29 protein-coding genes are annotated in these 26,241 nt (G+C 69.6%); 18 read left to right on the top strand and 11 right to left on the bottom strand.

The window, feature by feature from the left end:
• Nucleotides 1-2 precede the first annotated feature (2 nt).
• Nucleotides 3-503 (bottom strand): DUF1990 family protein, encoded by a 501-nt coding sequence (locus C1737_RS09190; protein WP_067918616.1) that lies wholly within the window; start codon nt 501-503, stop codon nt 3-5.
• A 57-nt stretch (nt 504-560) separates the two neighbouring features.
• Between C1737_RS09190 and C1737_RS09185 the strand changes: the two genes are divergently transcribed.
• Both C1737_RS09185 and C1737_RS09180 read left to right on the top strand, forming a co-directional pair.
• Nucleotides 561-1,445, top strand: a complete 885-nt coding sequence (locus C1737_RS09185) for an aldo/keto reductase (RefSeq protein WP_068097145.1) — start codon at nt 561-563, stop codon at nt 1,443-1,445.
• Nucleotides 1,446-1,539: 94 nt separating this feature from the next.
• Complete coding sequence (locus tag C1737_RS09180; RefSeq protein WP_102417931.1) at nt 1,540-2,163, top strand: PaaI family thioesterase; 624 nt, start codon at nt 1,540-1,542, stop codon at nt 2,161-2,163.
• Here the strand turns inward: C1737_RS09180 and C1737_RS09175 are convergent.
• A complete protein-coding gene (locus tag C1737_RS09175; protein WP_158243961.1) occupies nt 2,154-3,734 on the bottom strand; it encodes an MmgE/PrpD family protein in 1,581 nt (526 codons plus the stop codon). The genes C1737_RS09180 and C1737_RS09175 overlap by 10 nt on opposite strands.
• 130 nt (nt 3,735-3,864) lie before the next feature.
• On the opposite strand from C1737_RS09175, the gene thrS reads away from it, so the two are divergent.
• Genes thrS through C1737_RS09145 form a run of 6 tightly spaced genes read left to right on the top strand, consistent with a single transcriptional unit; the run spans nt 3,865 to nt 10,320 of the window.
• Nucleotides 3,865-6,048 (top strand): threonine--tRNA ligase, encoded by a 2,184-nt coding sequence (gene thrS / locus C1737_RS09170; RefSeq protein ID WP_102417929.1) that lies wholly within the window; start codon nt 3,865-3,867, stop codon nt 6,046-6,048.
• A complete protein-coding gene (locus C1737_RS09165) occupies nt 6,041-6,607 on the top strand; it encodes an HIT domain-containing protein (RefSeq protein WP_067918606.1) in 567 nt (188 codons plus the stop codon). The genes thrS and C1737_RS09165 overlap by 8 nt, the downstream gene beginning before the upstream one ends.
• Nucleotides 6,604-7,251, top strand: coding sequence for a phosphatidylinositol phosphate synthase (pgsA, locus tag C1737_RS09160; protein ID WP_067918604.1), 648 nt, complete (start codon nt 6,604-6,606; stop codon nt 7,249-7,251). Before C1737_RS09165 ends, pgsA begins: the two co-directional genes overlap by 4 nt.
• Nucleotides 7,248-8,162, top strand: a complete 915-nt coding sequence (locus tag C1737_RS09155; RefSeq protein WP_102419870.1) for a phosphatidylinositol mannoside acyltransferase — start codon at nt 7,248-7,250, stop codon at nt 8,160-8,162. The genes pgsA and C1737_RS09155 overlap by 4 nt, the downstream gene beginning before the upstream one ends.
• On the top strand, nt 8,162-9,286 hold the full coding sequence (locus C1737_RS09150; RefSeq protein WP_102417928.1) for a glycosyltransferase family 4 protein: 1,125 nt from the start codon (nt 8,162-8,164) through the stop codon (nt 9,284-9,286). The genes C1737_RS09155 and C1737_RS09150 overlap by 1 nt, the downstream gene beginning before the upstream one ends.
• A complete protein-coding gene (locus tag C1737_RS09145; protein WP_067918601.1) occupies nt 9,286-10,320 on the top strand; it encodes an NUDIX domain-containing protein in 1,035 nt (344 codons plus the stop codon). The genes C1737_RS09150 and C1737_RS09145 overlap by 1 nt, the downstream gene beginning before the upstream one ends.
• Nucleotides 10,321-10,323: 3 nt before the next feature.
• On the opposite strand, the gene C1737_RS09140 is transcribed toward C1737_RS09145, so the two are convergent.
• Both C1737_RS09140 and C1737_RS09135 read right to left on the bottom strand, forming a co-directional pair.
• Nucleotides 10,324-11,643: a PE-PPE domain-containing protein gene (locus C1737_RS09140; protein ID WP_067918599.1), complete on the bottom strand. Its 1,320-nt coding sequence runs from the start codon at nt 11,641-11,643 to the stop codon at nt 10,324-10,326.
• A 15-nt stretch (nt 11,644-11,658) separates the two neighbouring features.
• Nucleotides 11,659-12,798, bottom strand: coding sequence for a PPE family protein (locus C1737_RS09135; protein ID WP_102417927.1), 1,140 nt, complete (start codon nt 12,796-12,798; stop codon nt 11,659-11,661).
• Nucleotides 12,799-13,083: 285 nt separating this feature from the next.
• Between C1737_RS09135 and pdxS the strand changes: the two genes are divergently transcribed.
• The 4 genes from pdxS (at nt 13,084) to C1737_RS09115 (ending at nt 16,261) form a co-directional block, all read left to right on the top strand.
• Complete coding sequence (gene pdxS / locus C1737_RS09130) at nt 13,084-13,932, top strand: pyridoxal 5'-phosphate synthase lyase subunit PdxS (protein WP_231980461.1); 849 nt, start codon at nt 13,084-13,086, stop codon at nt 13,930-13,932.
• 9 nt (nt 13,933-13,941) lie between these two features.
• Nucleotides 13,942-14,778 carry an acyl-CoA thioesterase II gene (gene tesB / locus C1737_RS09125; protein ID WP_102417926.1) on the top strand — a complete coding sequence of 279 codons (837 nt, stop codon included), beginning with the start codon at nt 13,942-13,944 and terminating at the stop codon, nt 14,776-14,778.
• Nucleotides 14,775-15,371, top strand: a complete 597-nt coding sequence (gene pdxT / locus C1737_RS09120) for a pyridoxal 5'-phosphate synthase glutaminase subunit PdxT (protein ID WP_067918591.1) — start codon at nt 14,775-14,777, stop codon at nt 15,369-15,371. The genes tesB and pdxT overlap by 4 nt, the downstream gene beginning before the upstream one ends.
• Nucleotides 15,372-15,505: 134 nt before the next feature.
• Nucleotides 15,506-16,261 carry a YebC/PmpR family DNA-binding transcriptional regulator gene (locus tag C1737_RS09115; RefSeq protein ID WP_067751758.1) on the top strand — a complete coding sequence of 252 codons (756 nt, stop codon included), beginning with the start codon at nt 15,506-15,508 and terminating at the stop codon, nt 16,259-16,261.
• A gap of 20 nt (nt 16,262-16,281) precedes the next feature.
• On the opposite strand, the gene C1737_RS09110 is transcribed toward C1737_RS09115, so the two are convergent.
• The 7 genes from C1737_RS09110 to C1737_RS09080 form a co-directional block, all read right to left on the bottom strand.
• Nucleotides 16,282-17,316 (bottom strand): hypothetical protein, encoded by a 1,035-nt coding sequence (locus C1737_RS09110; RefSeq protein ID WP_102417925.1) that lies wholly within the window; start codon nt 17,314-17,316, stop codon nt 16,282-16,284.
• Nucleotides 17,317-17,344: 28 nt separating this feature from the next.
• Nucleotides 17,345-17,743 (bottom strand): hypothetical protein, encoded by a 399-nt coding sequence (locus C1737_RS09105; RefSeq protein WP_067918587.1) that lies wholly within the window; start codon nt 17,741-17,743, stop codon nt 17,345-17,347.
• A gap of 170 nt (nt 17,744-17,913) precedes the next feature.
• Nucleotides 17,914-19,512, bottom strand: coding sequence for a polyamine aminopropyltransferase (locus C1737_RS09100; protein WP_102419869.1), 1,599 nt, complete (start codon nt 19,510-19,512; stop codon nt 17,914-17,916).
• Nucleotides 19,509-19,964, bottom strand: a complete 456-nt coding sequence (locus C1737_RS09095) for a DUF350 domain-containing protein (protein WP_067918866.1) — start codon at nt 19,962-19,964, stop codon at nt 19,509-19,511. The genes C1737_RS09100 and C1737_RS09095 overlap by 4 nt, the downstream gene beginning before the upstream one ends.
• A 27-nt stretch (nt 19,965-19,991) precedes the next feature.
• A complete protein-coding gene (locus tag C1737_RS09090) occupies nt 19,992-20,423 on the bottom strand; it encodes a DUF4247 domain-containing protein (protein WP_102417923.1) in 432 nt (143 codons plus the stop codon).
• Entirely contained in the window at nt 20,420-20,932 is a 513-nt protein-coding gene (locus tag C1737_RS09085; RefSeq protein WP_067918868.1) for a DUF2617 family protein, read from the bottom strand. The genes C1737_RS09090 and C1737_RS09085 overlap by 4 nt, the downstream gene beginning before the upstream one ends.
• A 50-nt stretch (nt 20,933-20,982) precedes the next feature.
• Nucleotides 20,983-21,597, bottom strand: a complete 615-nt coding sequence (locus C1737_RS09080) for a DUF4178 domain-containing protein (RefSeq protein ID WP_067918869.1) — start codon at nt 21,595-21,597, stop codon at nt 20,983-20,985.
• Nucleotides 21,598-21,778: 181 nt separating this feature from the next.
• Between C1737_RS09080 and ruvC the strand changes: the two genes are divergently transcribed.
• From ruvC to C1737_RS09050, 6 genes are all read left to right on the top strand, one after another.
• A complete protein-coding gene (ruvC, locus tag C1737_RS09075) occupies nt 21,779-22,333 on the top strand; it encodes a crossover junction endodeoxyribonuclease RuvC (protein WP_067918870.1) in 555 nt (184 codons plus the stop codon).
• Complete coding sequence (ruvA, locus tag C1737_RS09070; RefSeq protein WP_067918871.1) at nt 22,330-22,926, top strand: Holliday junction branch migration protein RuvA; 597 nt, start codon at nt 22,330-22,332, stop codon at nt 22,924-22,926. The genes ruvC and ruvA overlap by 4 nt, the downstream gene beginning before the upstream one ends.
• On the top strand, nt 22,923-23,969 hold the full coding sequence (gene ruvB, locus C1737_RS09065; RefSeq protein WP_068097099.1) for a Holliday junction branch migration DNA helicase RuvB: 1,047 nt from the start codon (nt 22,923-22,925) through the stop codon (nt 23,967-23,969). The genes ruvA and ruvB overlap by 4 nt, the downstream gene beginning before the upstream one ends.
• Before the next feature lie 236 nt (nt 23,970-24,205).
• Nucleotides 24,206-24,877, top strand: a complete 672-nt coding sequence (locus C1737_RS09060; protein WP_102419868.1) for a hypothetical protein — start codon at nt 24,206-24,208, stop codon at nt 24,875-24,877.
• A 160-nt stretch (nt 24,878-25,037) separates the two neighbouring features.
• Nucleotides 25,038-25,421 carry a DUF1304 domain-containing protein gene (locus tag C1737_RS09055; protein WP_067918873.1) on the top strand — a complete coding sequence of 128 codons (384 nt, stop codon included), beginning with the start codon at nt 25,038-25,040 and terminating at the stop codon, nt 25,419-25,421.
• 131 nt (nt 25,422-25,552) lie between these two features.
• Nucleotides 25,553-26,239, top strand: coding sequence for a hypothetical protein (locus tag C1737_RS09050; RefSeq protein WP_067918874.1), 687 nt, complete (start codon nt 25,553-25,555; stop codon nt 26,237-26,239).
• Nucleotides 26,240-26,241 lie beyond the last annotated feature (2 nt).

Here is a 26,241-nt window from a genome sequence, read left to right as displayed (position 1 = left end):
GCTCAGACGCCGCGCAGATAGCGCTTGGCGATGACGCGCTGGGCCACCGACACGACCGGCCTCGCGGCCTTGCTCCACCAGGTGGCCGGCCGCGAGAACGCCGTCACCTCCGCGAACACCGCGGAGGTGACGGGGTCATGCCGGACCACGAAGCGTTCCTCGCCGGATTCCGGGTGTCCGGGCAGGGTGCCGTAGGCGAATCCGCGGATGTCGGGTTCGTCGACGACATAGACGACCCGGCACGGCGCGGGCAGGAAACCCATGCGCACCACCACCACCGTGTCGAGCTCGGCGACCTCGGAGCTGGCCTTCACCCGCAGGCCGGCCCCGTGCTGCATGCCCCAGCGCATGACGGCGTGGGCGGCTTGCTCGAAGCGCTGCCGGCCCGTGCCGATCTGGGTTTCGGTGTGCAGGTGGCCGTAACCCGCGGGCAGCGTGCCGGAGGCCGTCGCGCCCACCTCGGTGTAGGTCAGCGGGAGCCCCTCGAGCGCTGCTAAGTCCACCCGCCCAGCTTGCCACGCCGGGATGCGCGCCGACATTTCCGGCGTACGGTCGTAAAAGTGACCGCACAGAACTCGAAAACCGTTGCAGAAGCGTCCGGAACGATCACCCTCGGCGGCGACCTGACCGTCAACCGGCTCGGCTTCGGCGCCATGCGCCTGACCGGGAAGGGCGTCTGGGGGCCGCCGGCTGACCGCGACGAGGCCGTCAGGGTGTTGCGGCGCGCCGTCGAACTCGGCGTGAACTTCATCGACACCGCCGACTCCTACGGTCCCTACATCGCCGAGGAGATCATTCGCGAGGCGCTGCACCCGTACGACGGGCTGGTCATCGCGACCAAGGCGGGCCTGCTGCGCACCGGACCGGACGTCTGGATCCCGCTGGGCAACCCGAGCTATCTGCGCCAGGAATGCGAAATGAGCCTGCGCCGCCTCGGCGTCGACACCATCGACCTGTTCCAGCTGCACCGCATCGACCGCGACTTCCCGCTGGCCGACCAGGTGGGCGAGCTGCTGACGCTGAAGAACGAAGGCAAGATCCGCCACATCGGCCTGTCGGAGGTCAACGTCGACCAGCTGGCGGAGGCCCAGAAGATCACCGAGATCGTCTCGGTGCAGAACATGTACAACCTGTCCGCCCGGGGCGCCGAACCGCTGCTGGACGCCGCGACCGAGCAGGGCATCGGGTTCATCCCGTGGTTCCCGCTGGCGGCCGGGCCGCTGGCAGCCGCCGACGGCCCGCTGCAGCGCATCGCCGCCGAGCACCACGCGAGCCCGTCGCAACTCGCGCTGGCCTGGTTGCTGAAGCGGTCGCCGGTGATGCTGCCCATTCCGGGCACGTCGAAGGTGGCGCATTTGGAGGAGAACGTCGCCGCCGCCGAGATCACGCTGTCCGACGAGGAGTTCGACACCCTCTCGGCGGCCGGGGCTCAACAGACGGTCTGACTCTCAGTTTGGCCCGCGAAACTGTATTCCACGACGCGTTTCGCGGGTCGGCCCGTCCGTAGTTGCAGTCTCGTGGCCCGGCTACGGTGTCCGGGTGACCAGCGGACAGGCCGGGCATCCCGGCGGTGGGTTCAATCCGCCGGAGCCGACGACCAAGGGCGGCCCCGACTACGGCAGGTTCATCGACGCCGTGCGCACCCTGCAGGACCACGCCCGCGCCGTGGACGCCCCCGACGCGGTGATCACCGAGGCCGCCGACCTGCTGGACAAGGTGTCGGCGCTGCTGAGCCCGTTCGACGCCGACGAATGGAACTCTCCGTCGGGGCGCCGGATGGACCTGCCGATGCGCGGCAACATCCTGAGCGTGCCCATGAAGGCCCGCAAGACCGACGACGGCCGCATCCAGGGCTCCGCCCGGTTCGGCCGGTTCCATCTCGGCCGCAACGGCGCCGTGCACGGCGGATGCCTGGGAATGTTGTTCGACAGCGTGCTTGGGTTGACGTCCTCGGTGCTGACCGGGGGTCCCTACCAGCGCACCGCCTCCCTCAAGATCGACTACCGCCACATCGTGCCGATCGAGAAGGAATTGCACTTCGACGCCGGCGTCGACCGGGTCGACGGTCGCAAGATCTTCGTGTCCGGCCGGTTGACCGACGGCGACACGCTGCTGACCGAAGCCGAGGCCCTGTTCGTCCGGCTCAAGCCCGGTCAGCCCTGACGAGCGAGCAGGCGCCACAGGTCGTCGGCGTCGGCGTCGATCGCCGCGAAGATGTCGTCGGACCGCTTTTGGCCCCACACCGCAGGTCCACTGCCCAAGAGCTTTTCGCGGCTGACCGCGTCGGGACTGGTCTTCACGTTGCCGGCTCCGCCGTGGGGAACATCGCATTCGGCCGCCAACTCCCGGCCGCCGCGCAGCCTGACCCGCACCCGGGCCGGGAAAGTCATCGTGAATGCGTCGAGTGCTGCCGGCGCCCACAACTGTCCTGTTGCCGCTCGCCCGGCCGCGCCGAGTCCGCCGTCCCGCAGGGCGCGGAGTAGAGCGATGCCGTCGCCGAGGGCGAAGCGAACGCCCTTGTGTTCCCGGCGAGTTCGCCGAAGGGCGCCGAGCAGCCGGCGCGTCGGCGTGCCGGCCGTCATGGCGCGAACCGGAAGAAGCGGTGCCATCGCTTCGGCCGTTCGCAGGGTGAGCGACCAGTCGTGCCGCAACGACACCCGGTCGGCGACCTCGGCGAGCTCGCGGTGGTGGCCGGCCAGCCATTCCTCGTTGACTTCGTCCGGTGTGAGCCGCCCGGCAACAAGCGTGGCGGCCACGGTCCACGGGATCGAGAAGTTGATGGTCACCGGTGTGGGCACGCGGCCGGCCGTGTACCCGTGCGACATGGCATCCATCCCGCACGTCAGCACGCCCGCATCGACGACCACGGACGCGACCTCGGCGGCTGGCGGCGGCCCGAGTTCGTGCAGCGCGTCGACGGCCGTGTCGACATAAGCGCAGCCCGGATACCGCTTGACGCTCAGAGTCCGTGTCGCCCAACCGGAGCCGAGACCACCCAGAAGTGCGGGCAGCGGCGCGTAGGAGAACGCATCGAAGAAGCCCTGCGGGTGGTCGAGGGCGTCCAGCGGACCGGTGACGCCGCTGGCGGCGAGTCGGGCGGCCCGGACGCCGGCCACAGTCGGTTCCGCGGCCGTCAGCAGCTTCGAATCGGGGGCCATGAAGCCCGGCACGGTGGGGCGCGGAGCCTGGTAGAGGGCAAGGGCCAGGGCATGGGCCAACCGTCCCGCATCGAGTCCGAGCAGCAGCCCAGCGCTGACGGCGGCTCCGGCGGCATGCACGAACGACCACAGCTGGCCATTGAGCGGCCCGAGCAGGCAGGCGCCCCCCAAGCGGGCCTCGAGCTCGTTGGCCGCCACCTGGGCGGTGAGTTGCTCGGCCGCCGAGGCGCCGGCCTCGGCGGCCAGGAGTACCGGTACCCAGACGGCGGAGTGGCCGGCGGGCGCGAAGCACATGTAGTCGTCGAAGTCGAGCGCGATCGACAACGCGGCCGCGGCGTAGAGGGCGTCGTCGACGGCGACGGAACGGTGCAATCCCGGCACCACCGCAGGCCCGTCGCCGGCCCAGCTTTCGACGCCGGCGAGCACACGCCGTGACGCGACGTCGCCGGCCGATGCGGCCGTGGCCGCGAACACGGATCGGCGTTGGGTACGGCACAGGTCGACCACCGCGTCGGGGACATCGTCGAGACGAAGGTCAGCGGCCCACCCGGCCAACCGTTCGATGGTGGTAACCACGCTGGCACGGTAGGCGCACTTCGATCGAGGGGTCAATCAGTGGCGGCCCGGCGGTGTGGGGCCGCGGTCGGCCACACGGATAGCATGGTCGCGATCGTTCCGACATGCCCAAGCCTGGAGAATTGACCCGATGAGTGCCGCCGCACAGCCCACCCCGCAGGCCGATGGCGGCGACCCGCAGCGCCCGGCCGAGCCGGGCTTGCGATCGCCGCAGGCCGATGGCGGCGACCCGCAGCGCCCGGCCGAGCCGGGCTTGCGATCGCCGCAGGCCGATGGCGGCGACCCGCAGGCCCCCATCCGGGTTCCCGCCGGCACTACGGCGGCCGCCGCGGTCCGCGAGGCTGGGCTGCCGGGCCGGGGGGCGCCGGACGCGATCGTGGTGGTGCGCGACGCCGACGGCAAGCTGCGCGACCTGAGCTGGGTGCCCGACGCCGACGTCGAGGTCGTCCCCGTCGCCGCCAACACCGACGAGGGCCGCAGCGTCATCCGGCATTCGGCCGCGCACGTGTTGGCCCAGGCCGTCCAGGGAATGTTCCCCCACGCCAAGTTGGGGATCGGGCCGCCCATCACCGATGGCTTCTACTACGACTTCGACGTGGCGGAGCCGTTCACCCCCGAGGATCTGGCGGCGCTGGAGAAGCGGATGCGCCAGATCGTCAAAGACGGACAGCTGTTCGAGCGCCGGGTCTACGAGTCCAAGGACCAGGCGCGCGCGGAGTTGGCGAACGAGCCCTACAAGCTCGAACTCGTCGACGACAAGTCCGGTGACCCAGACATCATGGAGGTGGGCGGCGACGAGCTCACCGCCTACGACAACCTCAATCCCCGCAGCCGCGAACGGGTTTGGGGCGACCTGTGCCGCGGACCGCACATCCCGACCACCAAGCACATCCCGGCGTTCAAGCTGACCCGAAGCTCCGCCGCCTACTGGCGGGGCGACCAGAAGAACGCCAGCCTGCAACGCATCTACGGCACGGCGTGGGAGTCGCAGGAGGCGCTGGACCGCCACCTCGAGCTGCTCACGGAAGCGCAGCGCCGCGACCACCGCAAGCTGGGCACCGAGCTGGACCTGTTCAGCTTCCCCGACGAGATCGGTTCCGGGCTGGCCGTTTTCCACCCCAAGGGCGGCGTGGTGCGCAGGGAGCTCGAGGAGTATTCGCGGCGCAAGCACATCGAGGCCGGTTACGAATTCGTCAACACTCCGCACATCACCAAGGCGCAGCTCTTCCACACCTCGGGCCACCTGGACTGGTACGCCGACGGGATGTTCCCGCCGATGCACCTGGACGCCGAACTGGGCGAGGACGGCACCGTGCGCAAGCCGGGGCAGGACTACTACCTCAAGCCGATGAACTGCCCGATGCACACGCTGATCTTCCGGTCGCGAGGGCGTTCCTATCGCGAACTTCCGTTGCGGCTCTTCGAGTTCGGGACCGTCTACCGTTACGAGAAGTCCGGTGTGGTGCACGGGCTCACCCGGGCGCGCGGGTTCACGATGGACGATTCGCACATCTTCTGCACCCGCGAGCAGCTGCACGGCGAATTGGCGTCGCTGCTGCGGTTCGTGCTCGAACTGCTGGGCGACTACGGCCTGGAAAACTTCTATCTGGAGCTCTCCACCAAGGACCCGGAGAAGTTCGTCGGCACCGACGAGATGTGGGAGCAGGCCACCAACTCGCTTGCCGAGGTGGCGGCCGAGTCGGGCCTGGAACTGGTTCCCGACCCCGGCGGCGCCGCGTTCTACGGCCCGAAGATTTCCGTGCAGGCCCGGGATGCGCTGGGCCGTAGTTGGCAGATGTCGACCATCCAGGTGGACTTCAACTTCCCGGAACGCTTCGAGCTGGAGTACACCGCCCCGGACGGAACCCGGCAGCGGCCCGTGATGATCCACCGCGCGCTGTTCGGGTCGATCGAGCGGTTCTTCGGCATCCTCACCGAGCACTACGCGGGGGCCTTCCCGGCGTGGCTGGCGCCCGTGCAGGTGGTCGGCATCCCGGTCGCCGACGAACACCTGCCCTACCTGAACAGCGTTGCCGCGCAGCTGAAATCGCACGGAGTGCGGGTCGAGGTGGACGGCAGCGACGATAGGATGGCCAAGAAGATCGTCCACCACACCGGCCAGAAGGTGCCGTTCATGCTGCTGGCCGGTGACCGCGACGTCCAGGCGGAGGCGGTGAGTTTCCGCTTCGGCGACCGCACCCAGATCAACGGCGTGCCCCGCGACAGCGCCGTCGACGCCATCGTGGCTTGGATCGCGGATCGCGAAAACGCCGTCCCCACAGCCGAACTCGTGAAGGTAACCGGCGGTGAGTGATCCCGACGACCGCGTCGATGACACCATCCTGGACACCGGTGTCGGCCAGAGCGACCACCTGCAACGGTTGTGGACGCCCTACCGGATGACGTATCTCGCCGAAGCGCCGATGAAGCGCGATAACGGCAAGACCGAGCAACCGTTCACCGACATCCCGCAACTGTCCGACGAGGAAGGCCTGGTGGTCGCCCGCGGCGAACTGGTCTACGCCGTCCTCAACCTCTACCCCTACAACCCGGGGCACCTGATGGTGGTGCCGTATCGGCGGGTGTCCGAGCTGGAGGACCTCACCGTCGAGGAGAGCGCGGAGCTGATGGCCTTCATACAGAAGGCTATTCGCGTCATCAAGAACGTGTCGCGGCCGCACGGCTTCAACGTCGGCCTCAATCTGGGCACCTCGGCGGGCGGGTCGCTGGCTGAACACCTGCACGTGCACGTCGTGCCGCGCTGGGGCGGCGACGCCAACTTCATCACCATCATCGGCGGGTCCAAGGTGATCCCGCAGTTGCTGCGCGAAACCCGCCGGCTGCTGGCCACGGAGTGGGCTAACCAGTCATGAGTAAGGTGCCGTTCCTGTCGCGAGCGGCGTTCGCGCGGCTCACCACACCGACCGCCCGGGCGTGCCTGCGGATCGGGCTGACACCGGACGCGGTCACCGTTCTGGGCACCATCGTGGCGGTGGCCGGGGCGCTGACGCTGTTCCCGATGGGCAAGCTGTTCATCGGCACGCTGGTCGTCTGGTTCTTCGTGCTGTTCGACATGCTCGACGGCGCCATGGCACGCGAGCGCGGGGGCGGCACCCGGTTCGGCGCCGTGCTGGACGCCACGTGCGACCGGGTCAGCGACGGGGCGGTGTTCTGCGGGCTGCTGTGGTGGGCGGCCTTCGGGCTGCACGACAAGCTGCTGGCGGTGGCGACGTTGATCTGCCTCGTCACGTCGCAGGTGATCTCCTACATCAAGGCGCGGGCCGAGGCCAGCGGGCTGCGCGGCGACGGCGGCCTCATCGAACGCCCGGAACGCTTGATCATCGTGCTGGTCGGCGCCGGGGTGTCGGACTTCCCGTTTGTGGCCTGGCCGCCGGCGCTGCCGGTGGCGATGTGGCTGCTGGCGGCGGCCAGCGTGGTCACCTGCCTGCAGCGGATGCGCACGGTGTGGACCTCGCCCGGCGCGACGGAGCGCATGCCGAGAACGGGTCAGCCATGATCGGCGGCCTGGTGACTCGCACCGCGACCGACTGGACATACGCGGCCGGCTGGATGGCTGTGCGGGCGATGCCGGAATTCGCGGCGCGCACCGCGTTTGACACGGGAGCGCGCTACGCCGCCCGCGGCGGCGGCCCCGAGCAGTTGCGCAAGAACCTGGCCCGTGTCATCGGCGTGCCGCCCGCCGAGGTGCCCGACGAGCTGATGCGGGCCTCGCTGGCCTCCTACGCCCGCTACTGGCGGGAGGCGTTCCGGCTGCCGACGATGGACCACCGCAAGCTGGCGAGCCAGCTCCACGATTCGGTCGACGGGCAAGACAATCTGGCGGCGGCGCTGGCCACGGGCCGCGGCGCGATATGTGCGTTGCCGCACAGTGGCAATTGGGACATGGCCGGGGTGTGGCTCGCGCAGACACACGGCACTTTCACCACGGTTGCCGAGCGGCTCAAACCCGAGTCGCTGTACCGGCGTTTCATTGCCTTCCGCGAACGCCTCGGCTTCGAGGTGCTGCCGCTGTCCGGGGGCGAACGGCCCCCCTTCGAGGTGTTGTGCGAGCGGCTGCGGGCCAACCGGGTGGTGTGCCTGATGGCCGAGCGAGACCTCACCCGCACCGGGGTTCAGGTCGACTTCTTCGGCGAACCCACCCGGATGCCGGCGGGCCCGGCGAAGCTCGCGATCGAGACCGGGGCGGCGCTGCTGCCGTCGCACTGCTGGTTCGAGGACGACCGCTCGAGGGTGTGGATGCAGCCGCCGCTGGATTGCAGCAGCGGCGACGTCGGCGCGATCACCCAGGCCTTGGCGGACCAGTTCGCCGAGAACATCGCCGCGTACCCCGAGGATTGGCACATGCTGCAACCCCAGTGGCTGGCCGACCTGTCCGACGCTAAACGGGCGCGCCTCCGGGAGACCTGATGCGAATCGGGATGGTGTGCCCCTACTCGTTCGACGTACCGGGCGGGGTGCAGTCGCACGTCCTGCAGCTGGCCGAGGTGATGCGCCGCCGCGGGCACGAGGTGAGCGTGCTGGCGCCGGCGTCGCCGCAAGCGGTCTTACCCGACTACGTCGTCTCGGCCGGCAAGGCCGTTCCGATTCCGTACAACGGCTCGGTGGCCCGGCTGCGGTTCGGCCCGGCGACGCACCGCAAGGTGAAGAGGTGGCTCATGCTGGGTGACTTCGATGTCCTGCACCTGCACGAGCCCAACGCGCCCAGCCTGTCGATGCTGGCCCTCAACATCGCCGAGGGGCCCATCGTCGCGACGTTTCACACCTCGACCACCAAGTCGCTGACGCTGACCGTCTTCCAGGGCATCCTGCGGCCGATGCACGAAAAGATCGTCGGGCGGATCGCGGTCTCCGATCTGGCCCGCCGCTGGCAGATGGAGGCCCTGGGCACCGACGCGGTCGAGATCCCCAACGGGGTGGACGTCGACTCGTTCGCCTCCGCGCCGCCGCTGGACGGCTACCCGCGGCCCGGCAAGACGGTGCTGTTCTTGGGCCGCTACGACGAGCCGCGCAAGGGGATGTCGGTCCTGCTCGATGCGCTGCCCAGGGTGGTTCAGCGGTTTCCGGACGTGCAACTGCTCATCGTCGGTCGCGGCGATGAGGACGAATTGCGTGGCCAGGCAGGCGAACTGGTGAAGCACATGCGCTTCTTGGGTCAGGTCGACGATGCCGGGAAGGCGTCGGCGATGCGCAGCGCCGACGTGTACTGCGCTCCGCACGTCGGCGGCGAGAGCTTCGGCATCGTTCTGGTCGAGGCCATGGCCGCCGGCACCGCGGTGGTGGCCAGCGACCTGGACGCCTTTCGGCGGGTGCTGCTCGACGGCGAGGTGGGGTGCCTGGTGCCCGTCGGTGACGGCGCTGCGCTCGCGGACGCCCTGGTTTCGGTGCTAGAAAACGATGTGCTGCGCGAACGGTTTGTGGCCGCCGGTTCGGCGGCCGTCCAGCGCTACGACTGGTCGGTGGTGGCCAGCCAGATCATGCGGGTCTACGAGACGGTCGCCGCGTCCGGCGCCAAGGTCGAGGTGGCCGGCTGATGACGTGGATGGTCGCCATCGCGGTGCTGGTCGGGCTGCTGGCCATCTTGGGCGCCTGGGCCTATCAGACGGCGAACCGGCTGGACCGGCTCCACGTCCGCTACGACCTGTCGTGGCAGGCGCTCGACGGAGCGTTGGCGCGGCGCGCGGTGGTCGCCCGGGCGGTCGCCATCGACGCGTACGGCGGCGCCTCCGAGGGCAGGCGGCTGGCCGCGCTGGCCGACGCCGCCGAGGCCGCGCCGCGGCAGGACCGCGAGGCTTGCGAGAACCAGCTGTCGGCCGCGCTCGCGATCGTCGACCCGGCATCGCTGCCGGCCGGGCTGATCGCCGAGCTGGCCGACGCCGAGGCCCGGGTGCTGCTGGCCCGCCGCTTCCACAACGACGCGGTCCGCGACACCCTTGCACTGCGCGAGCGGTTCCTGGTCCGAACCCTTCGCCTCGGCGGGACCGCCGCGCTACCCAGCTATTTCGAAATCGTCGAGCGGCCGCACGCGTTGGCCCACGGCGACCACGGGGTGCTCAACCACCGCACGTCGGCGCGCGTCGTCCTGCTCGACGAAACGGGCGCGGTGCTGCTGCTGCGCGGATCGGATCCGGCGATCGGCCGCGACCCACTCAAGAACGAAGCGCCGAAATGGTGGATCACCGTCGGCGGCGAGGTGCACAAGGGGGAGCGGTTGGCCGAGGCCGCCGCCCGGGAACTGGCCGAAGAAACCGGGCTGCGGGTCGCACCCGGCGAGATGGTCGGCCCCGTCTGGCGGCGCGACGAGGTGTTCGAGTTCAACGGCTCCCTGATCGACAGTGAAGAGTTCTATTTCGTCTACCGCACCCGCCGGTTCGAGCCCTCCGATGCGGGCCGAACGAATTTGGAACACAGCTACATCCACGGTCACCGCTGGTGCGATGCCGCGGACATCCTCCGGCTGGCGGCGGCCGGCGAGACGGTGTACCCGATGCAGCTCGTTGAACTGCTCAACGACGCGGCCGCGCTGGCCGGCGGCCGGGTCCCGGGCCCGCTGCAATCCATCCGCTGACCGCTAGAACCCGTCGATCGCGACATGGAGGTCGGGCGGCAGGCTCAACCCCGCTGCCAGCGACTCCGGTGGCAGGCTCAACCCTGCGGACAGTGATTCCGGAATCGCCTGCGCGCCAACCGGGCTCAGGCCACCGGCAACGGTGACCGAGAGGGTCTGGAACGGTCCGGGAAGGCCGGTGGCGTAACCGAAGTCGACGAACGGGCGCAGGAAGGGCTGGAGCAGGTCGGCCAGCGGGTTGCCGAAGACGGGGATCAGGCGCAGCGGGTCCAGGAGGGGCAGGTTTTGTGTGGGAATCAGGTAGTAGGTGGTCATCCCGATGTGCGTCTGGATGGCCGTGGCGACCTGCGCCGCGCTCAGAGTCGGGTAGGTCCCGTGCAGGTAGGGGAAGCCCAACAGGGCGTTGAGGTCGGCCGCAATGTTGAAGATCGACCGCGGGAAGTAGGCGACGGGGTCGTATTGCAGCGTGTAGATGGCGGTCTGGTAGAGGGTGTCCACCGGGGTCACCACGTGAAACGCCCCGAAGCCGGGGATGAAGTGCGTCAGGATACCGGTGCCCGGAACGTTTGGGTCGGAGAGCAACACGAACGACAGCAGGTCCGAACTCGGCCGGATGGCTGCGGGCAGGGCGTCCAGATAGCGCATTTCCAGGGTGGCGATGGTGGCGCTTTGCGAATAGCCCAGGACGACAACATGATTGCCTGCGCCGGTTTCGGTCAGGATCGCGTTGTTCAGTATCGTCACGCCCTGTCGGACCGACTGGCCGAACGTTTCGCTCGTGAGGCCGGTGACGGGCCAGAAGTCCTCCGGCGTGGTCAGGCCCTCCGGCGTATAGCCGGGGTAATGCGGCGCGATGTAGGTGTTGTAGACCGAAGTCACGTAGGAGGGGGTGGGTTGCGGGTTCCCGGTGCCGCCCATGATCAACGCCACGTTGGTCGACGACGTCGTCGTCGGGGTGCTTGGCGCTTGGCTGGCCAAGCTCAAGCCTCCACTCACCGTCTGTTGCGAGGGCAGCGCCGGCGTCAGTTGCGTGGCGGCCGCGTTGGAGGCTTCGGCCTGGGCATACGAATCGCTGCTGCCGAGCAGTGTCTGCACGAGCCGCTGATGGAAGGCTTCCGCGCGCGTCGCTAGCTCCTGGTAGCGCTGGCCGTACGTGGCGAACAGAGCCGCGGTGCGCAGGGACACCGCGTCCGCGGCCGGGGGGAACACCATGGTCGTCGGGGTGGCCGCCGCCCCGTCGGCGGCGGCGATCGCCGAACCGATTCCCTGCAAATCGCCGGCGGCCGCCGTCAACGTCTCCGGGGCCGTGATCACATACGACATCGCATCGCCGCCCGCCTAGCCGACCACCGGGCGCGCCACCACGCCGGAGCGCGACGCCTCGGCCGCCGGGGCAACCCCGGCCACCCCGCGCCCACCCGTGCTGACCGCGGGCTTGAACGGCACCCTCGGCAGGTTGGGCGTCACCTGGCTAACACCGGTGGCCGGTAACCCGGCAACCGGCCCAGCCGGCGACGTCGCCTGCACCTCGGTGGTCCAGCTCGGCGGAACCGACAGCGCCCCAACGGAACCCGCCCGTCCGACGTCCGCCAGCACCGCGGGGGCGCCGAGTTGGGACGGGCTCGTGGTCCCCATGGCCGAACCGGCGGACGCCAATACCGAACCCATCGACGGCATGCCGCCGACGGCGCCGCTCATCAACGGGTTGGCGCCACCCATGAACTGGCCGACGAGCTGGCTCATCAGCATGCTCATGGGTTGCAGCGCGAATTCGCCGCTCATCGAGAGCATCTCCAGCGGCGACAGCCCCGAGGCCGACGACGGCGAGAGCCCGAACGAGTCGAACAGCGACGACATCAGCTGGGCGTCCGACGTGACCGATTGCGTCTGGGTCGCCGCCGAATCCGCGGCGGTCGCGAGGCTGTCGACGGGCTGAGGGGCGGCGCCCAGGCCGTCGGGCGGTTCGGTGAAGGCCGTCAACTGGGCGGCCGCCGCCAGCGTGGCGGCGTCGTAGGCGGACATCGCGGCGGCGTCCTGGGCCCACATCTCCGTGTATTGCGCCTCGGTGGCCATGATCGCGGGGGTGTTCTGACCGAAGAAGTTCGTCGCGACCAACGTCATCAACTGGGCGCGGTTGGCGGCGATCACGGGCGGCGGCACGGTCATCGCGAACGCCGCCTCGTACGCGGCCGCCGCCGCCATCGCCTGGGTCGACACCTGCTCGGCCTCGATCGCGGTGGCCGCCAACCAGGTGACGAACGGGCTGGCCGCGGCCGCCATCGCGACGGCCGACGGACCCAGCCACGGGCCGCCCGCCAACGCCGCGACCACCGTCGCATACGACGACGCCGCCCAGCCCAGCTCGGCGGCCAACCCCGCCCACGCGGACGCGGCGGCCAGCACGGACCCCGAGCCCGGACCGGCATACATCAGACCGGAATTGATCTCGGGCGGCAGCAGCCCAAAATCCGGCACCATCCCGACCCCTCCTCAGCCCGGTCGACGGCCGCCGTCCCGCAACTACGTGGCCCCGCTATCCGTCGCCTCGCAGCAACGGTGTGAGCAAGCTAACGAAGACGTGTGTAGCAAGGGCTCGATTTCGGGGCCTAGGGCCAATCGGCCCTTTGTCGCTCGGCGGTTGGCAAATCCGTGTCGCGCCCCCCACTAGACTGGGGCGACAACGGTTGAAGGAGATCAGCAGTGGATACCGCCGCGTCACCGAACGGCAGCGGACGCACCGGAACCGCGCGGGTCAAGCGCGGCATGGCCGAGATGCTCAAGGGCGGCGTCATCATGGACGTCGTCACCCCCGAGCAGGCCCGCATCGCCGAGGGCGCCGGCGCCGTCGCGGTGATGGCGCTGGAACGGGTGCCCGCCGACATCCGCGCCCAGGGCGGGGTGTCGCGGATGAGCGACCCGGACATGATCGAGGGCATCATCGCCGCGGTCACCATCCCGGTGATGGCCAAGGCGCGCATCGGGCATTTCGTCGAGGCGCAGATCCTGCAGAGCCTCGGCGTCGACTACGTCGACGAGTCCGAGGTGCTGACCCCGGCCGACTACACCCATCACATCGACAAGTGGAAGTTCACCGTGCCGTTCGTGTGCGGGGCGACCAACCTGGGCGAGGCGCTGCGCCGCATCAGCGAGGGCGCGGCGATGATCCGGTCCAAGGGCGAGGCCGGCACCGGAGACGTCTCCAACGCGACCACGCACATGCGGGCGATCAGCGGTGAAATCCGACGGCTGACCTCGATGTCGGAGGACGAATTATACGTCGCCGCAAAGGAATTGCGCGCGCCGTACGAGCTCGTCGTCGAGGTGGCCCGCGCCGGCAAGCTGCCCGTCACGCTGTTCACCGCCGGCGGCATCGCCACCCCCGCCGACGCGGCCATGATGATGCAACTTGGCGCCGAGGGCGTCTTCGTCGGCTCCGGCATCTTCAAGTCGGGGGATCCCGCGCAGCGCGCCGCCGCCATCGTCAAGGCCACCACGTTCTACGACGACCCGGACGTGCTGGCCAAGGTGTCGCGCGGCCTGGGCGAGCCGATGGTGGGCATCAACGTCGAGCAGATCGCGCAGCCCCATCGGCTGGCCGAACGCGGCTGGTAAGAACAGTCAGTGGCGATCGAAGAGATCCTTGATCTCGAGCAACTCGAGGTCAACATCTATCGCGGTCGGGTGTTCAGCCCGGAGTCGGGATATTTCCAGCGCACGTTCGGCGGCCACGTCGCCGGCCAGTCGCTCGTCTCGGCGGTGCGCACCGTCGACCCGCGCTACCAGGTGCACTCGCTGCACGGCTACTTCCTGCGGCCCGGGGACGCCAACGAGCCCACGGTCTTCATCGTCGAGCGCACCCGCGACGGCGGGTCGTTCGCCACCCGGCGCGTCAACGCGATCCAGCACGGGGAAATCATCTTCAGCATGGGGGCGTCCTTCCAGACCGACCAGGAGGGCATCCACCACCAGGATGTGATGCCGGCCGCGCCCCCGCCCGAGGGGCTGCCCGGCCTGGACTCGATCAAGGTGTTCGACGACGCCGGATTCAAGCAGTTCGAGGAGTGGGACGTCTGCATCGTGCCGCGCGAACAGCTGCAGCTGTCGCCCGGCAAGGCCTCCCAGCAGCAGGTGTGGTTTCGCCACCGTGACCCGCTGCCGGACGATCCGGTGCTGCACATCTGCGCCCTGGCCTACATGAGCGACCTCACGCTGCTGGGATCGGCGCAGGTCAACCACCTCGACGTGCGCGAGCATCTGCAGGTGGCGTCGCTGGACCACGCGATGTGGTTCATGCGCGCGTTCCGGGCCGACGAGTGGCTGCTCTACGACCAGTCGTCGCCGTCGGCCAGCGGCGGCCGCTCGCTGTGCCAGGGCAAGATCTTCACCCAGTCCGGCGAGATGGTGGCGGCGGTCATGCAGGAGGGGCTGACCCGCTTCCAGCTCGGATTCCAGCCGTGAGCGGTCCCCGAATCGGGGTGCTGGCGCTGCAGGGGGACACCCGCGAACACCTGGCCGCGCTGGACGAAGCCGGGGCCGAGGCGATGCCGGTGCGGCGCCGCGACGAGCTGGAGAAGGTCGACGGGCTGGTCATTCCCGGTGGCGAGTCCACCACCATGAGCCACCTGCTGCTCGACCTCGACCTGCTGGAGCCGCTGCGCGGGCTGCTCGCCGACGGGCTGCCCGCCTACGGTGCGTGCGCGGGCATGATCCTGCTGGCCAGCGAGATCCTCGACGCCGGCGCGGGCGGCCGGGAGGCGCTGCCGCTGCGTGCGATCGATATGACGGTGCGCCGCAACGCCTTTGGGCGTCAGGTCGATTCGTTCGAGGGCGACATACCGTTCGCCGGTCTGGACGGCCCGGTGCGCGCGGTGTTCATCCGCGCCCCGTGGGTCGAGCGCGCCGGTGCCGAGGTGCAGGTGCTGGCCGAGGCGTCGGGGCACACGGTCGCGGTGCGGCAGGGCGCCAAGTTGGCGACGGCGTTTCACCCCGAGATGACGGGCGATCGCCGCGTCCACCAGCTCTTCGTGGACATCGTCAACGGCGTCGCCTGAACGCTGGCGCCCGCTGCATCGAGTGTGGGGCCTATGGACGAATTCGGGGCCGATCACGTACATAAAGCCCACGCTCGACGTGCACGTAGACTCGTCTGGCGAACTTTCGAAGACAGAAGAGGTAAGAGACACCGATGAGCGGCCATTCCAAGTGGGCCACCACCAAGCACCAGAAGGCCGTCAAGGACGCGCGCCGGGGCAAGGAGTTTGCCCGGCTGATCAAGAACATCGAGGTCGCCGCCCGTACCGGGGGCGGGGACCCGGCCGGCAACCCGACCCTCTACGACGCCATCCAGAAGGCGAAGAAGACCTCGGTGCCCAACGACAACATCGAGCGCGCCCGCAAGCGCGGTGCCGGCGAGGAAGCCGGCGGCGCCGACTACCAGACGATCATGTACGAGGGTTACGGGCCCAACGGCGTGGCGGTGCTGATCGAGTGCCTGACCGACAACCGCAACCGCGCGGCCGGTGAGGTTCGGGTGGCGGTGACCCGCAACGGCGGAACCATGGCCGATCCGGGCTCGGTGTCGTATCTGTTCACCCGCAAGGGCGTGGTGACCCTGGAGAAGAACGGGCTGACCGAGGACGACCTGCTGGCCGCCGTGCTGGACGCGGGCGCCGAGGACGTCAACGACCTGGGCGAAAGCTTCGAGATCATCTCGGAGCCAACGGACTTGGTCGCCGTGCGGACCGCCCTGCAGGACGCCGGCATCGACTACGAGTCCGCGGAGGCCAGCTTCCAGCCCTCGGTCAGCGTGCCGGTGGACGTCGACGGCGCCAGGAAGGTGTTCAAGCTCGTCGACGCCCTGGAAGACAGCGACGACGTGCAGAACGTCTGGACCAACGTCGACCTGTCCGACGAGGTTCTGGCCGCCCTCGACGAGGACTGAGGGTCGGCCGGTCGTCGGCATTACGAGGCCAAGTGGAGCTTTTCTGTCAGCGTCATCCAGTCGGCGCCCGAGACGGCATAAGCCGGAGGGTCGTTGATCATGGCCACGTTTTCGCCCCATAGGAATCGCTGCTTCAGCCCGCTGAAGTCCCGGCATCCGATGGTCAGTGGTTGGGAACCGGGAACGCCAAGGGTCACAGCGGGCATCGTGGAAAAGTACTGGCCGGCAACATCGTCGAGCCGGTAGGTGGCCCTGGTCGCGGTCACCTGCGAGAGCGATGCCGAGGCGGTAAGCGCGTTGCTGTCCGCGTCGATCACCCGGATCGTGTCGTCATCGACGTCGACGAACAGCTGCGGCTGTGACAGGGATTGCGTCAATCGCTGTTTCTTCATCAGCGCGAACGGCCCCATCTGCTGGATCAACAAAGGGTTCGGAAACAGCACACAGCGAACCGGATCCCCCGGTGCGGGTTCGCCCACAGCCAAGCCGCGCCAGCGGCCGCTCAGGGACAACATCGCGACGAACTCCGGCTGGGACAACCAGGCGTCGACGAGCGGCGCCGGCGGGGCACTGAGCGGTGTCGTCGGGCCAACGCGACAGTCGCGTCCGCCGAGAATGAATTGGTGGGGGCCCCGTCGCAGATGAAGCGCCAGCCCCGTACTCGCCCACAGGCCTAGCTGGGCGTCAGCGAATGAGTAGAAATCGCCCCGACCCCCGTCGATCGTGAGCCCCTCGGGTGTGACGTCCAGGTGGTACTTGCGGCGCCATCGCCAAAGGAACAGGGCGCCGAGGGCGAACCCCAAAACGGCCAACAACGCCAGCCAGCCGTAGGCGATCACCGGGCCGGGAACGTTCGGGAAGGACCGGTGGGAGCCGCGCGAGTTGCCAAAGGTGCGTCCAACCATCATCAGCACCACACTCAAAACGATCGCCCAAAAGCCGATCTGGATGTAGATCGTCGCGCGCTTGCCGGTCAGTTTGGCCCAATTGGGCGAGTAGATCGAGCAGGACGCCACGAACGGGCGCGACGCGGGAGACTGTTCGTTGATGCTCATGTCGACTCCTTGCTCTCCCGTCACCGGCTTATCCGTGGAACCCCGGGTCATAGTGCGGCGGCACGGGGCACCAACCCGGGCCGCAATTCACGCCCGAGGGATTGTCGGGCGGCGGATTGTCGCCGTCCCAGGTGTGTGAACTTTGCAGCGTCGGCTGTCCGTTGAGCGCGATCCGCGGAACGTTGCCCCACCCGTCGGCGACGATGTACCACGTGTGGCACACAGACATATCCCAGACGTAGTTCTGTGCGACACCGCGGGACGAATTCGGCCCGCTCGGCCACTCCATGGACTGCCCTGGACACCACGTGAACGGGCCCTTATTGGCATACGCGATGCCCTGGGTCAGTCCGATGCCTGCGATTGCAAGGCCGGCTGAGAGAAGCAGGCCGGCCGCGGCCCGCAACATTTTTCTGGCGATATCCATGTGCGTTCCTTCGGCTTGCGTCCGGCGGGTCGCCTAGGTGGCGTCGCTTTGCAAGTACACCGGTAGCGGTGGGCTACCGATCCCAACACCAGAAACCGCGAGATGTCCGGCGCTCGCTGCTCAGTGTGCGCCGCGGGACGCGAAAAAGCGCCGGCGAAGTTCGAAACGCCCTAGTCGTACCCGTGCCGCATGTCGTCGACGATGCGCGGATTGTCCAGCGTCGACGGGTCCAAAGCGCGGGGCCGGGTGTCGTCGGGAAACACTGTGGCGGCATCGAGCACGTGCTGGTTGAGGAAGCGCAGCGGCGGCGCGTTGGGCGGCACGACGGGCGTGGGGGCGCTGCCCCCGCGGCGCGCCAGGACGAAGCCCCAGTCGCCGAACGTCGGCACGTACACGTGGTACGGCGTCACCGTGTAGCCGGCCGCCCGGATCGAGGAGGCGGTGCGCCAGAACGCCGTCTGCGTCGAGAACGGGCTGCCCGACTGCACCACCATGAGCCCGTCGGCGGCCAGCGCGTGCCCGATGAGCGCGTAGAACTCGGTCGAATAGAGCCGGCCCAGGACCGGGGTGTCGGGGTCGGGAAGGTCGACGATGACGGCGTCGAAGCCCCCGGCCGGGATGACGTCCGGGTGCGGTGCGCGCAGCCAGCGCATCGCGTCGTCGATCACCACCTTGACCCGCGGGCTGTCCAGCGAACCGCCGTTGGCCGCGCGCATGGTGGTGCGCGCCAGCTGGATCACCGCGGGGTCGAGCTCCACCTGCACGATGTCGGTGATGCCCGGCTGCCGCAGCAGTTCGCGGGCCACCAGGCCGTCGCCGCCACCCAGCACGAGGACGGATCGGGCGCCGGCCCCGAGCGCGGGGTAGACCAGGCTTTCGGTGTAGCGGTACTCGTCGCGGGTGGAGAACTGCAGGCCGCCGTCGAGGTAGAGGCGCATATCGTTCCCGCGCTGGGTCACCACGATCTCCTGATACGCCGAGTGCCGGTAGGCGATGATCGGGTCGGCGTAGAGCCGCTGGCGGCTCGTCGTCTCGATGTCGGCCGAACGCGCCAGCAGCGTGGCCAACAGCGCGAGCGCCGCGGCCAGCGCGCACAGCGCCGTCAGCAGCTGCCTCCTCGATACGATCGGGCGCAGCACGAACACCGCCACAACCGCCGCGGCCAGCAGGTTGACGATGCCACTGGCCGCCGCGCCGCGGATCATGCCCAGCTGCGGCAGCAGCAGGAACGGCCAGACCAGCCCGCCCAGCAACGCGCCGAGGTAGTCGGCGGCGTTGAGGTTGGCCAGGGTCCGGCCGGTGTCGGGAGCCTGGTCTTTTTCGGGGCGTATCCGCCCCTGTTGCAGCATGGTCATCAGCAGCGGCACCTCGGCGCCGACCAGCCCACCGATCAGGGCGGTGCCCACCGCCAGCATCCACATCGACTCGTCGTCGATGAAGGCGAACACCGTGTACAGCGCCGCGGCCGACAAGCCGCCGACGATGCTCAGCAGCACCTCCACCGCGATGAATGCCATGGCCGCGTGCGCCAGCAGCGGCTTGATCACCAGGGCGCCCAGGCCGAGCGCGGCGATGTAGCCCGCGACGATCAGCGACGTGGCGACGATCCCGCCGCCGTTGAGGCTCGCCGCCAGCGTGAGCAGCGCGAGCTCGTAGACGATCCCGGACGCCGCGCACGCCGCGACCGCGGCCAGCAGCACGGCCCGCCAGCGCAGCGAGGAATCCGCGGGCCGGCGCACTTCCGGCGCCGGCAGATCAACCGATGTCATGACACGGCGGCGGCCGTGACACATCCCACCGCGAGCAGGATCAGCGCCACCGCGAACGATCCCGGATGCAGCTCCGGCTCGTCGACGTGCTCGTGGAAGCTGCCCGGGATCAGCAGATGCATTGCCACCAAAGCAATTCCGAGCAGGATCACGCCCATCAGCCCGTACACCGCCACGCCGACCAGCCCCTGACCCAGCTGGCTATAGCTGTTCGCGATGGCGGTGACGATGACGACGGTCAGGGCGATGTACATCGCGCCCGCGATGACCACGGCGTTGGGCCGACGGTCGATGAACACCAGTCGGCGCAGATTGCCGGGGGTCAACACGTCGACCGCGAAGAACCCGACGAGAAGTACCGCCATGCCGACACAGAAGTACAGGATCGTCGCGACTGCGCCTCTCAGGACGGGATTGAGGTCGACGGTGCCGATCTCGACGGCGAGGTACATGGTTCTCTCCTTTGTGGTGGTGGGCCGTCATTTGGTTCCGCCGGGGCCACCCGGGGTGCCCCCGGCGCCGCCCGAGGGGGAGCCGGGGGTGAAGCCGGGGCCGAGGAAGATGAAGGCGCCGTGGCTGTATCCGGCGTTCAGGCCCTCCACGCGGATGCTGCACGGGCGGTTGCCGTCGGGGCCGACGATCACGATGTTGTTGCTGTAGCGCAGGTACTCGTTGTCGCCGTTGGCGGCGCGGGCCTGGGGCGCCTCGTATTCGGCGAGCGTGTCGGCCACGTCGTCGGGGGAACCGCTGCACTCGTAGCGCGTCCCGTTCGCGTCGTGGGCGTACTCGTGATAGTGGCCGGCGATGTAGGACCCGATGTTCTTCTGCAGCAAGATGATTCCGGGCACCAGGCAGGCGACGGCGGCCACCGCGAGCGCGCCCGCGATCACGAACAGGCGGTTGCGGCTCATGGATGCCACCGGCTCGCCGTGTGCACCACCATGCCGCCCGACGCCACCCGGGCGGCCGGATACAGGTGCCAGGTCTGCCAGCGCCAGCCGGCGCCGTCGGCCTCGGCGGCCAACGCGGTCAGCGCGGCGTCGTCACCGGGAAAAGAGCCGCCGAGCCAACCCTTTTCGCGCGCGCACCGGTCACGGAGATCACCGGCAATGCGGCGGAAGGTCGCCTCGCCGTACGTGTCGGTGCGGGATTCCAGGGAGTAGCCGGCGGTGGCCGTGCGCTCCGGCAGGTCGACGCCGTGGCCGCGCGCCGTGCAGGAGACCTCCTCGGAGAACCGGCCCGCGGCGTGCTCCACCGTGACGACGTGCGAGGCGCCGAGGACCCCGAGCAGCAGCGCGCCGCCGGCGGGGTGGGCCAGCAGGCAGGTCGCCAGGGGTGGCGGTGCGGGCGCGTTGAGGGCGAGCCCGAGGTTTTCGCCCGAGACGTCCGAAGGCGCTACGGCGAGCTGGTGAAGCGGCACCGACGCGCTCCTAGGAGGACGGGAGCTGGTGAAGCGGCACCGACGCGCTCCTAGGAGGACGGGGAGGGCGGGGGCGCGGGATACACCGTCAGCTCGCCGGTCAGCACCGGCTTGCCGGTCGACACCTCCCACGGCGTGCCCGGTGCCCAGCGTTCGAACGAGAGCAGTGCGGACTCGTCGGAGTTGGCGCAGTCGACGAACTCCATCTCGCCGCCCGCCGGCAGACCCGTGGTGCCCTCGGTGGTGAACGAGGCGCGACCGCGTTCGGACTCGTGAAACGTCACCCCGTCGACGACATATTGGTCACCCGGCTGCAGCCGGACGTCCTTGCGGCTGACCCACATCGCCAGCTCGAGGCGCCCGTCGTCCTCCTCGACGCTGAACCAGATCGGCTGGTCGCCGCCCTCCAGCAGGTGCTCCCACCACACGAACGGGCCCTCGCGGTACGTCACCGACCCGCGCACCACGTAGTCGACTCCGCCGTAGCTGACGATGGCGCCCGGGCCGAGCTGGCGGGGGCCGAACTCCGGCATCGCGTTGAACGAGAGCGGGTCCTGACGTCCCCGGGGCGGGCCCGGCTGCTTGGGACGTCGCAAAGCGATGACGAGCACCACGATGGACGCGATGAACAGCACGATCGCGATAATGACCAGCAGTGATCCCACGCGAGCCCTTCCGTTGCCACCTTGCTCGAGCGAACGTCGGCTAAAGCTAACAGCTTTTCGGCGGATTCGGCGCTGGAACCTCCCGGCCGCGAATTGGGCGCTGCCGCCGCGTGTCCTCCGCGAGCCGGTCGGTCCCGCCCGCTAGGGTATCGAACAGCTGTTCTACAGGTGGGAGCGGGCAATGCGGGTGATGGGCGTCGACCCCGGGCTGACCCGATGCGGGCTGTCGGTCGTGGAAGCCGGGCGCGGGCGCAACGTGGTCGCGCTGGACGTCGACGTGGTGCGAACCCCGTCGGACGCGCCGCTGGCCAAGAGGTTGCTGGCCATCAGCGATGCCGTGGAGCACTGGCTGGCCACCCATCGGCCGGACGTCGTGGCGATCGAGCGGGTGTTCTCCCAGCTGAACGTGTCGACGGTGATGGGCACCGCGCAGGCCGGCGGGGTGGTAGCGCTGGCGGCGGCCAAGCGTGGCATCGACGTGCACTTCCACACCCCCAGCGAGGTCAAGGCCGCCGTGACCGGCAACGGCGGCGCGGACAAGGCCCAGGTCACCGCGATGGTCACGAAAATCCTTGCGCTGCAAGCCAAGCCGACGCCGGCCGACGCCGCCGACGCGCTGGCCCTGGCGATCTGTCATTGCTGGCGCGCGCCGATGCTGGCCCGGATGGCCGCCGCCGAGGCGCTGGCCGAACAGCAGCGGCACAAGTATCTGGCCAGACTGAAGGCCGCCCGATGATCGCCTCGGTGCGCGGCGAGGTGCTCGAGGTGGCGCTCGATCACGCGGTGATCGAGGCCGCCGGCGTCGGCTACCGGGTGAACGCGACGCCGTCGACGCTGGCGACGCTGCGCACGGGCACCGAGGCCCGGTTGATCACCGCGATGGTGGTGCGCGAGGACTCGCAGACGCTGTACGGGTTTCCAGACTCCGATACCCGCGACCTGTTCCTGACGCTGCTGACGGTGTCGGGCGTCGGGCCCCGGCTGGCGATGGCGACGCTGGCCGTGCACGACGCCGCGGCGCTGCGGCAGGTGCTGCACGACAGTGATGTCGCCGCCCTGACCCGGGTTCCCGGTATCGGGAAACGCGGCGCCGAGCGGATGGTGCTCGAGCTGCGCGACAAGGTCGGCGCGGTGACGGCCGCACCGGGCGGCGCGTCGGTGGTGAACGGGCACGCGGTGCGGGGACCGGTGGTGGAGGCCCTGGTCGGCCTCGGCTTCCCGGTCAAACAGGCCGAAGAGGCCACCGACAAGGTGTTGGCCGCCGAGCAGGACGCGACGACGTCCGGTGCCCTGCGCGCCGCCCTGTCGCTGCTGGGCAAGTCGAAATGACGGACGACTTCGCCGACCGCGAGCTGTCCCCGGCGCTGGCCGTCGGGGAGGGGGACATCGACGTCAGCCTGCGGCCGCGTTCGCTGCGGGAGTTCATCGGCCAGCCCCGGGTGCGCGAACAGCTGCAACTGGTGATCGAGGGGGCCAAGAACCGCGGCAGCACCCCCGATCACATCCTGCTGTCGGGTCCGCCCGGGCTGGGCAAGACGTCGCTGGCCATGATCATCGCCGCCGAACTCGGGTCGTCGTTGCGGGTGACGTCGGGTCCCGCGCTGGAACGCGCCGGTGACCTGGCCGCCATGCTGTCCAACCTGGTCGAGCACGACGTGCTGTTCATCGACGAGATTCACCGCATCGCCCGGCCCGCCGAGGAAATGCTGTATCTGGCCATGGAGGACTTCCGGGTCGACGTGGTGGTGGGCAAGGGTCCCGGGGCGACGTCGATACCGCTGGAGGTGGCGCCCTTCACCCTGGTCGGCGCCACCACCCGCTCCGGCGCGCTGACCGGGCCGCTGCGCGACCGGTTCGGCTTCACCGCACACATGGACTTCTACGAGCCGGCCGAGCTGGAGCGCGTGCTGGCCCGCTCCGCCGGCATCCTGGGCATCGAGCTGGGCGCCGAGGCCGCCGAGGAGATCGCCCGCCGCTCGCGCGGCACGCCGCGCATCGCCAACCGGCTGCTGCGCCGGGTCCGGGACTTCGCCGAGGTCCGCGCCGACGGGGTGATCACCCGCGACGTCGCCAAGGCCGCGCTGGCGGTCTACGACGTCGACGAACTCGGCCTGGACCGGCTGGACCGGGCGGTGTTGTCGGCGCTGACCCGCAGCTTCGGCGGCGGGCCGGTCGGGGTGTCGACGCTGGCGGTGGCCGTGGGCGAGGAGGCCACCACCGTCGAGGAGGTGTGCGAGCCGTTCCTGGTCCGCGCCGGGATGGTCGCGCGTACGCCCCGCGGCCGGGTGGCCACCGCCCAGGCGTGGACGCACCTGGGCATGAGCCCGCCGCCGGGGGTCACGGGGCTGGGGCAACCGGGCCTGTTCGACTAGCGGACCCGACCATTACCAAATCGTGACCTGTCGGACGAGCAAGTCCTCAAAGGCCCGCCGAGCGCGCGGTTCGGCCCGCTCAGGCCATCGCCACCACGGGTAATCGGGCGCGGGACACCTTCGGCGCGGCCGCCGCGGGGTCGCACAGCAAACACCTAGGTGGTCCGCAGTCGGTTACGTGCGGTCCGGCAGGGGTAACCAGGGTCACAGCAGCAATACCTGTGAAGGAGATTCTGATGAGGACCACGCGCCACGACTACGAACGCCCTCGCGCGCTGTACATGCCACGTACCCGCGGCGCGCTGACCGGGCTACTCCTTGTTCTTCTCGGCGCCTGGGGGGCGCTGGTGCCGTTCTTCGGGGCCAACGTCGACTGGGCCTACATGTCCGACCCGGCATGGACCTGGACCACGGCCAAGGGTTGGCTCGAGGTGCTCCCCGGCGCCGCGGCCGCGGTGGGCGGCCTGCTGGTGCTGCTCTCCGGCAACCGCGCGAATGCGGTGTTGGGCGGCTGGCTGGCGGTCGTTGCCGGCGCCTGGTTCATCGTCGGGCGCGCGTTCGCGCCGACGCTGGGCATCGGCGACGTCGGTCAACCGATGGCCGCGACGGACGTGAAACGTGCCCTGCTCGAGATCACCTACTTCACCGGCCTGGGGGCGTTGATCGTGTTCCTGGGCGGGGCGGCCGTGGGGCGCCTGGCGGTGCGGCATGCGCGCGACGTCGTGGTGACGGAACCGGCGATGGCGGCCGGCGCCGTGCCGGCGGGTGAACCGGCCATGTACGACGAGACGCGCGGCGTGACCGCGGCGCGGACGGACCGGGCGGCGGCTGAGCCCCGCGGGCACGGCTTCTTCGGCCGGCGCGCCGGCGGCGGCTTGTTCCACCGGCACCACCACGCCGGCGTGTAGTGCGGTAACAGTCACGCGAGGGGCGTCGGTAGCGCTGAGCTACCGGCGCCTTTTCGCGTTGGGACGGCCCGGGCAACCGCAAGTCGGTAAAGTCCACCGGCACGCCGAGACACGCGGATGCCTGCGTCGCGCCGCAGGCCTCGACCGACGAGGAGGAGCGATGCTCACTGCCGGCCTGATATTCGCCGCACTCGCGGCGTTACTGCACGTGTACATCTTCGTGATGGAATCGTTGACCTGGACCTCGCCGCGCACCCGCGCCGCATTCGGCACCACGGCCGAGGAGGCCGAGACCACCAAGCTGTTGGCGTTCAACCAAGGCTTCTACAACTTGTTCCTGGCGGTCGTGACCGGAGTCGGCGTCGTCGCGATTGCCTTGCGGCACAACGCCGTTGGCGCGGCGTTGATCTTCGCCGGCGTCGGGTCGATGGCCGCGGCCGCAGTGGTGCTGCTGTTGTCCGCGCCGGACAAGGCGCGGGCGGCGGTGAGCCAGGGCGCCTTTCCGGCCGTCGCGATCGTGCTCTTGCTCCTCGCGCTCCACTAGTAACACCGGCCTCACCAGCCCCAATGGCCTCGGGGCGCGGTGGCTTTCGCGCGCCCCATGGGTTACGACTGGAAAACGCCGGGTACCCATCTCCGGCCGGAAATAGGCCCGGTATTCAACGAGGGGATGTCATGAAATACGCAGAAGACGGCCAATCCCGCGGGCTGAGCATGCCTCGCTCGCGTGGCGCGGTCAGCGGATTGCTCCTGGTCATCTTGGGAGCCTGGGGGGCGTTAATACCGTTTGTCGGACCGCGCTTCAACTTCGCCTACACACCCGACCGGGAGTGGGCATGGAGTACGGCCCGGGGGTGGCTCGAGGTGCTGCCGGGAGCCGCGACCGTGCTGGGCGGTCTGTTGTTGATCGTCGCCGGAAATCGGGTGGCGGCGATGCTGGGCGGTTGGCTGGCGGTGCTGGCCGGCGCCTGGTTCGTCGTCGGTGGTCAGCTCGCGCCGCTGTTGGGCATCGGCTCCGCCGGTGACCCGGTCGCCGCCACCGAACGCAAGCGCGCGGTGTTGGAGGTCACCTATTTCTCCGGACTGGGTGCGCTGATCATCTTCGTGGCCGGTGTGGCGTTGGCGCGCACCGCCGTGCGCCTGGCGCGCGACGTGCAGCCGTTGGCGCCGGCGGGCGCCGCGGCGGCGCCGGGCGTCGCGCCGTACCGGGATTCGGCGTACGAGCCGGCCGAGGTTTCCTCGGGCGCGCTGACCAAGCCGCGCTCGGCGGCCGACCCGGAACCGAAGCGGGGGTGGCGTCGCCAGCGCTCGGCGTCGGGAGCCAACGCCGCGTACCTGCGCTGGCCGCACCCGCAGCAGTAACG

Origin of the sequence: Mycobacterium sp. 4858, from assembly GCF_900240975.1 — a bacterium.
GTDB lineage: Bacteria > Actinomycetota > Actinomycetes > Mycobacteriales > Mycobacteriaceae > Mycobacterium.
Note: the sequence above shows the minus strand (reverse complement) of the source record. Positions and strands in the feature narration are given on the sequence as shown.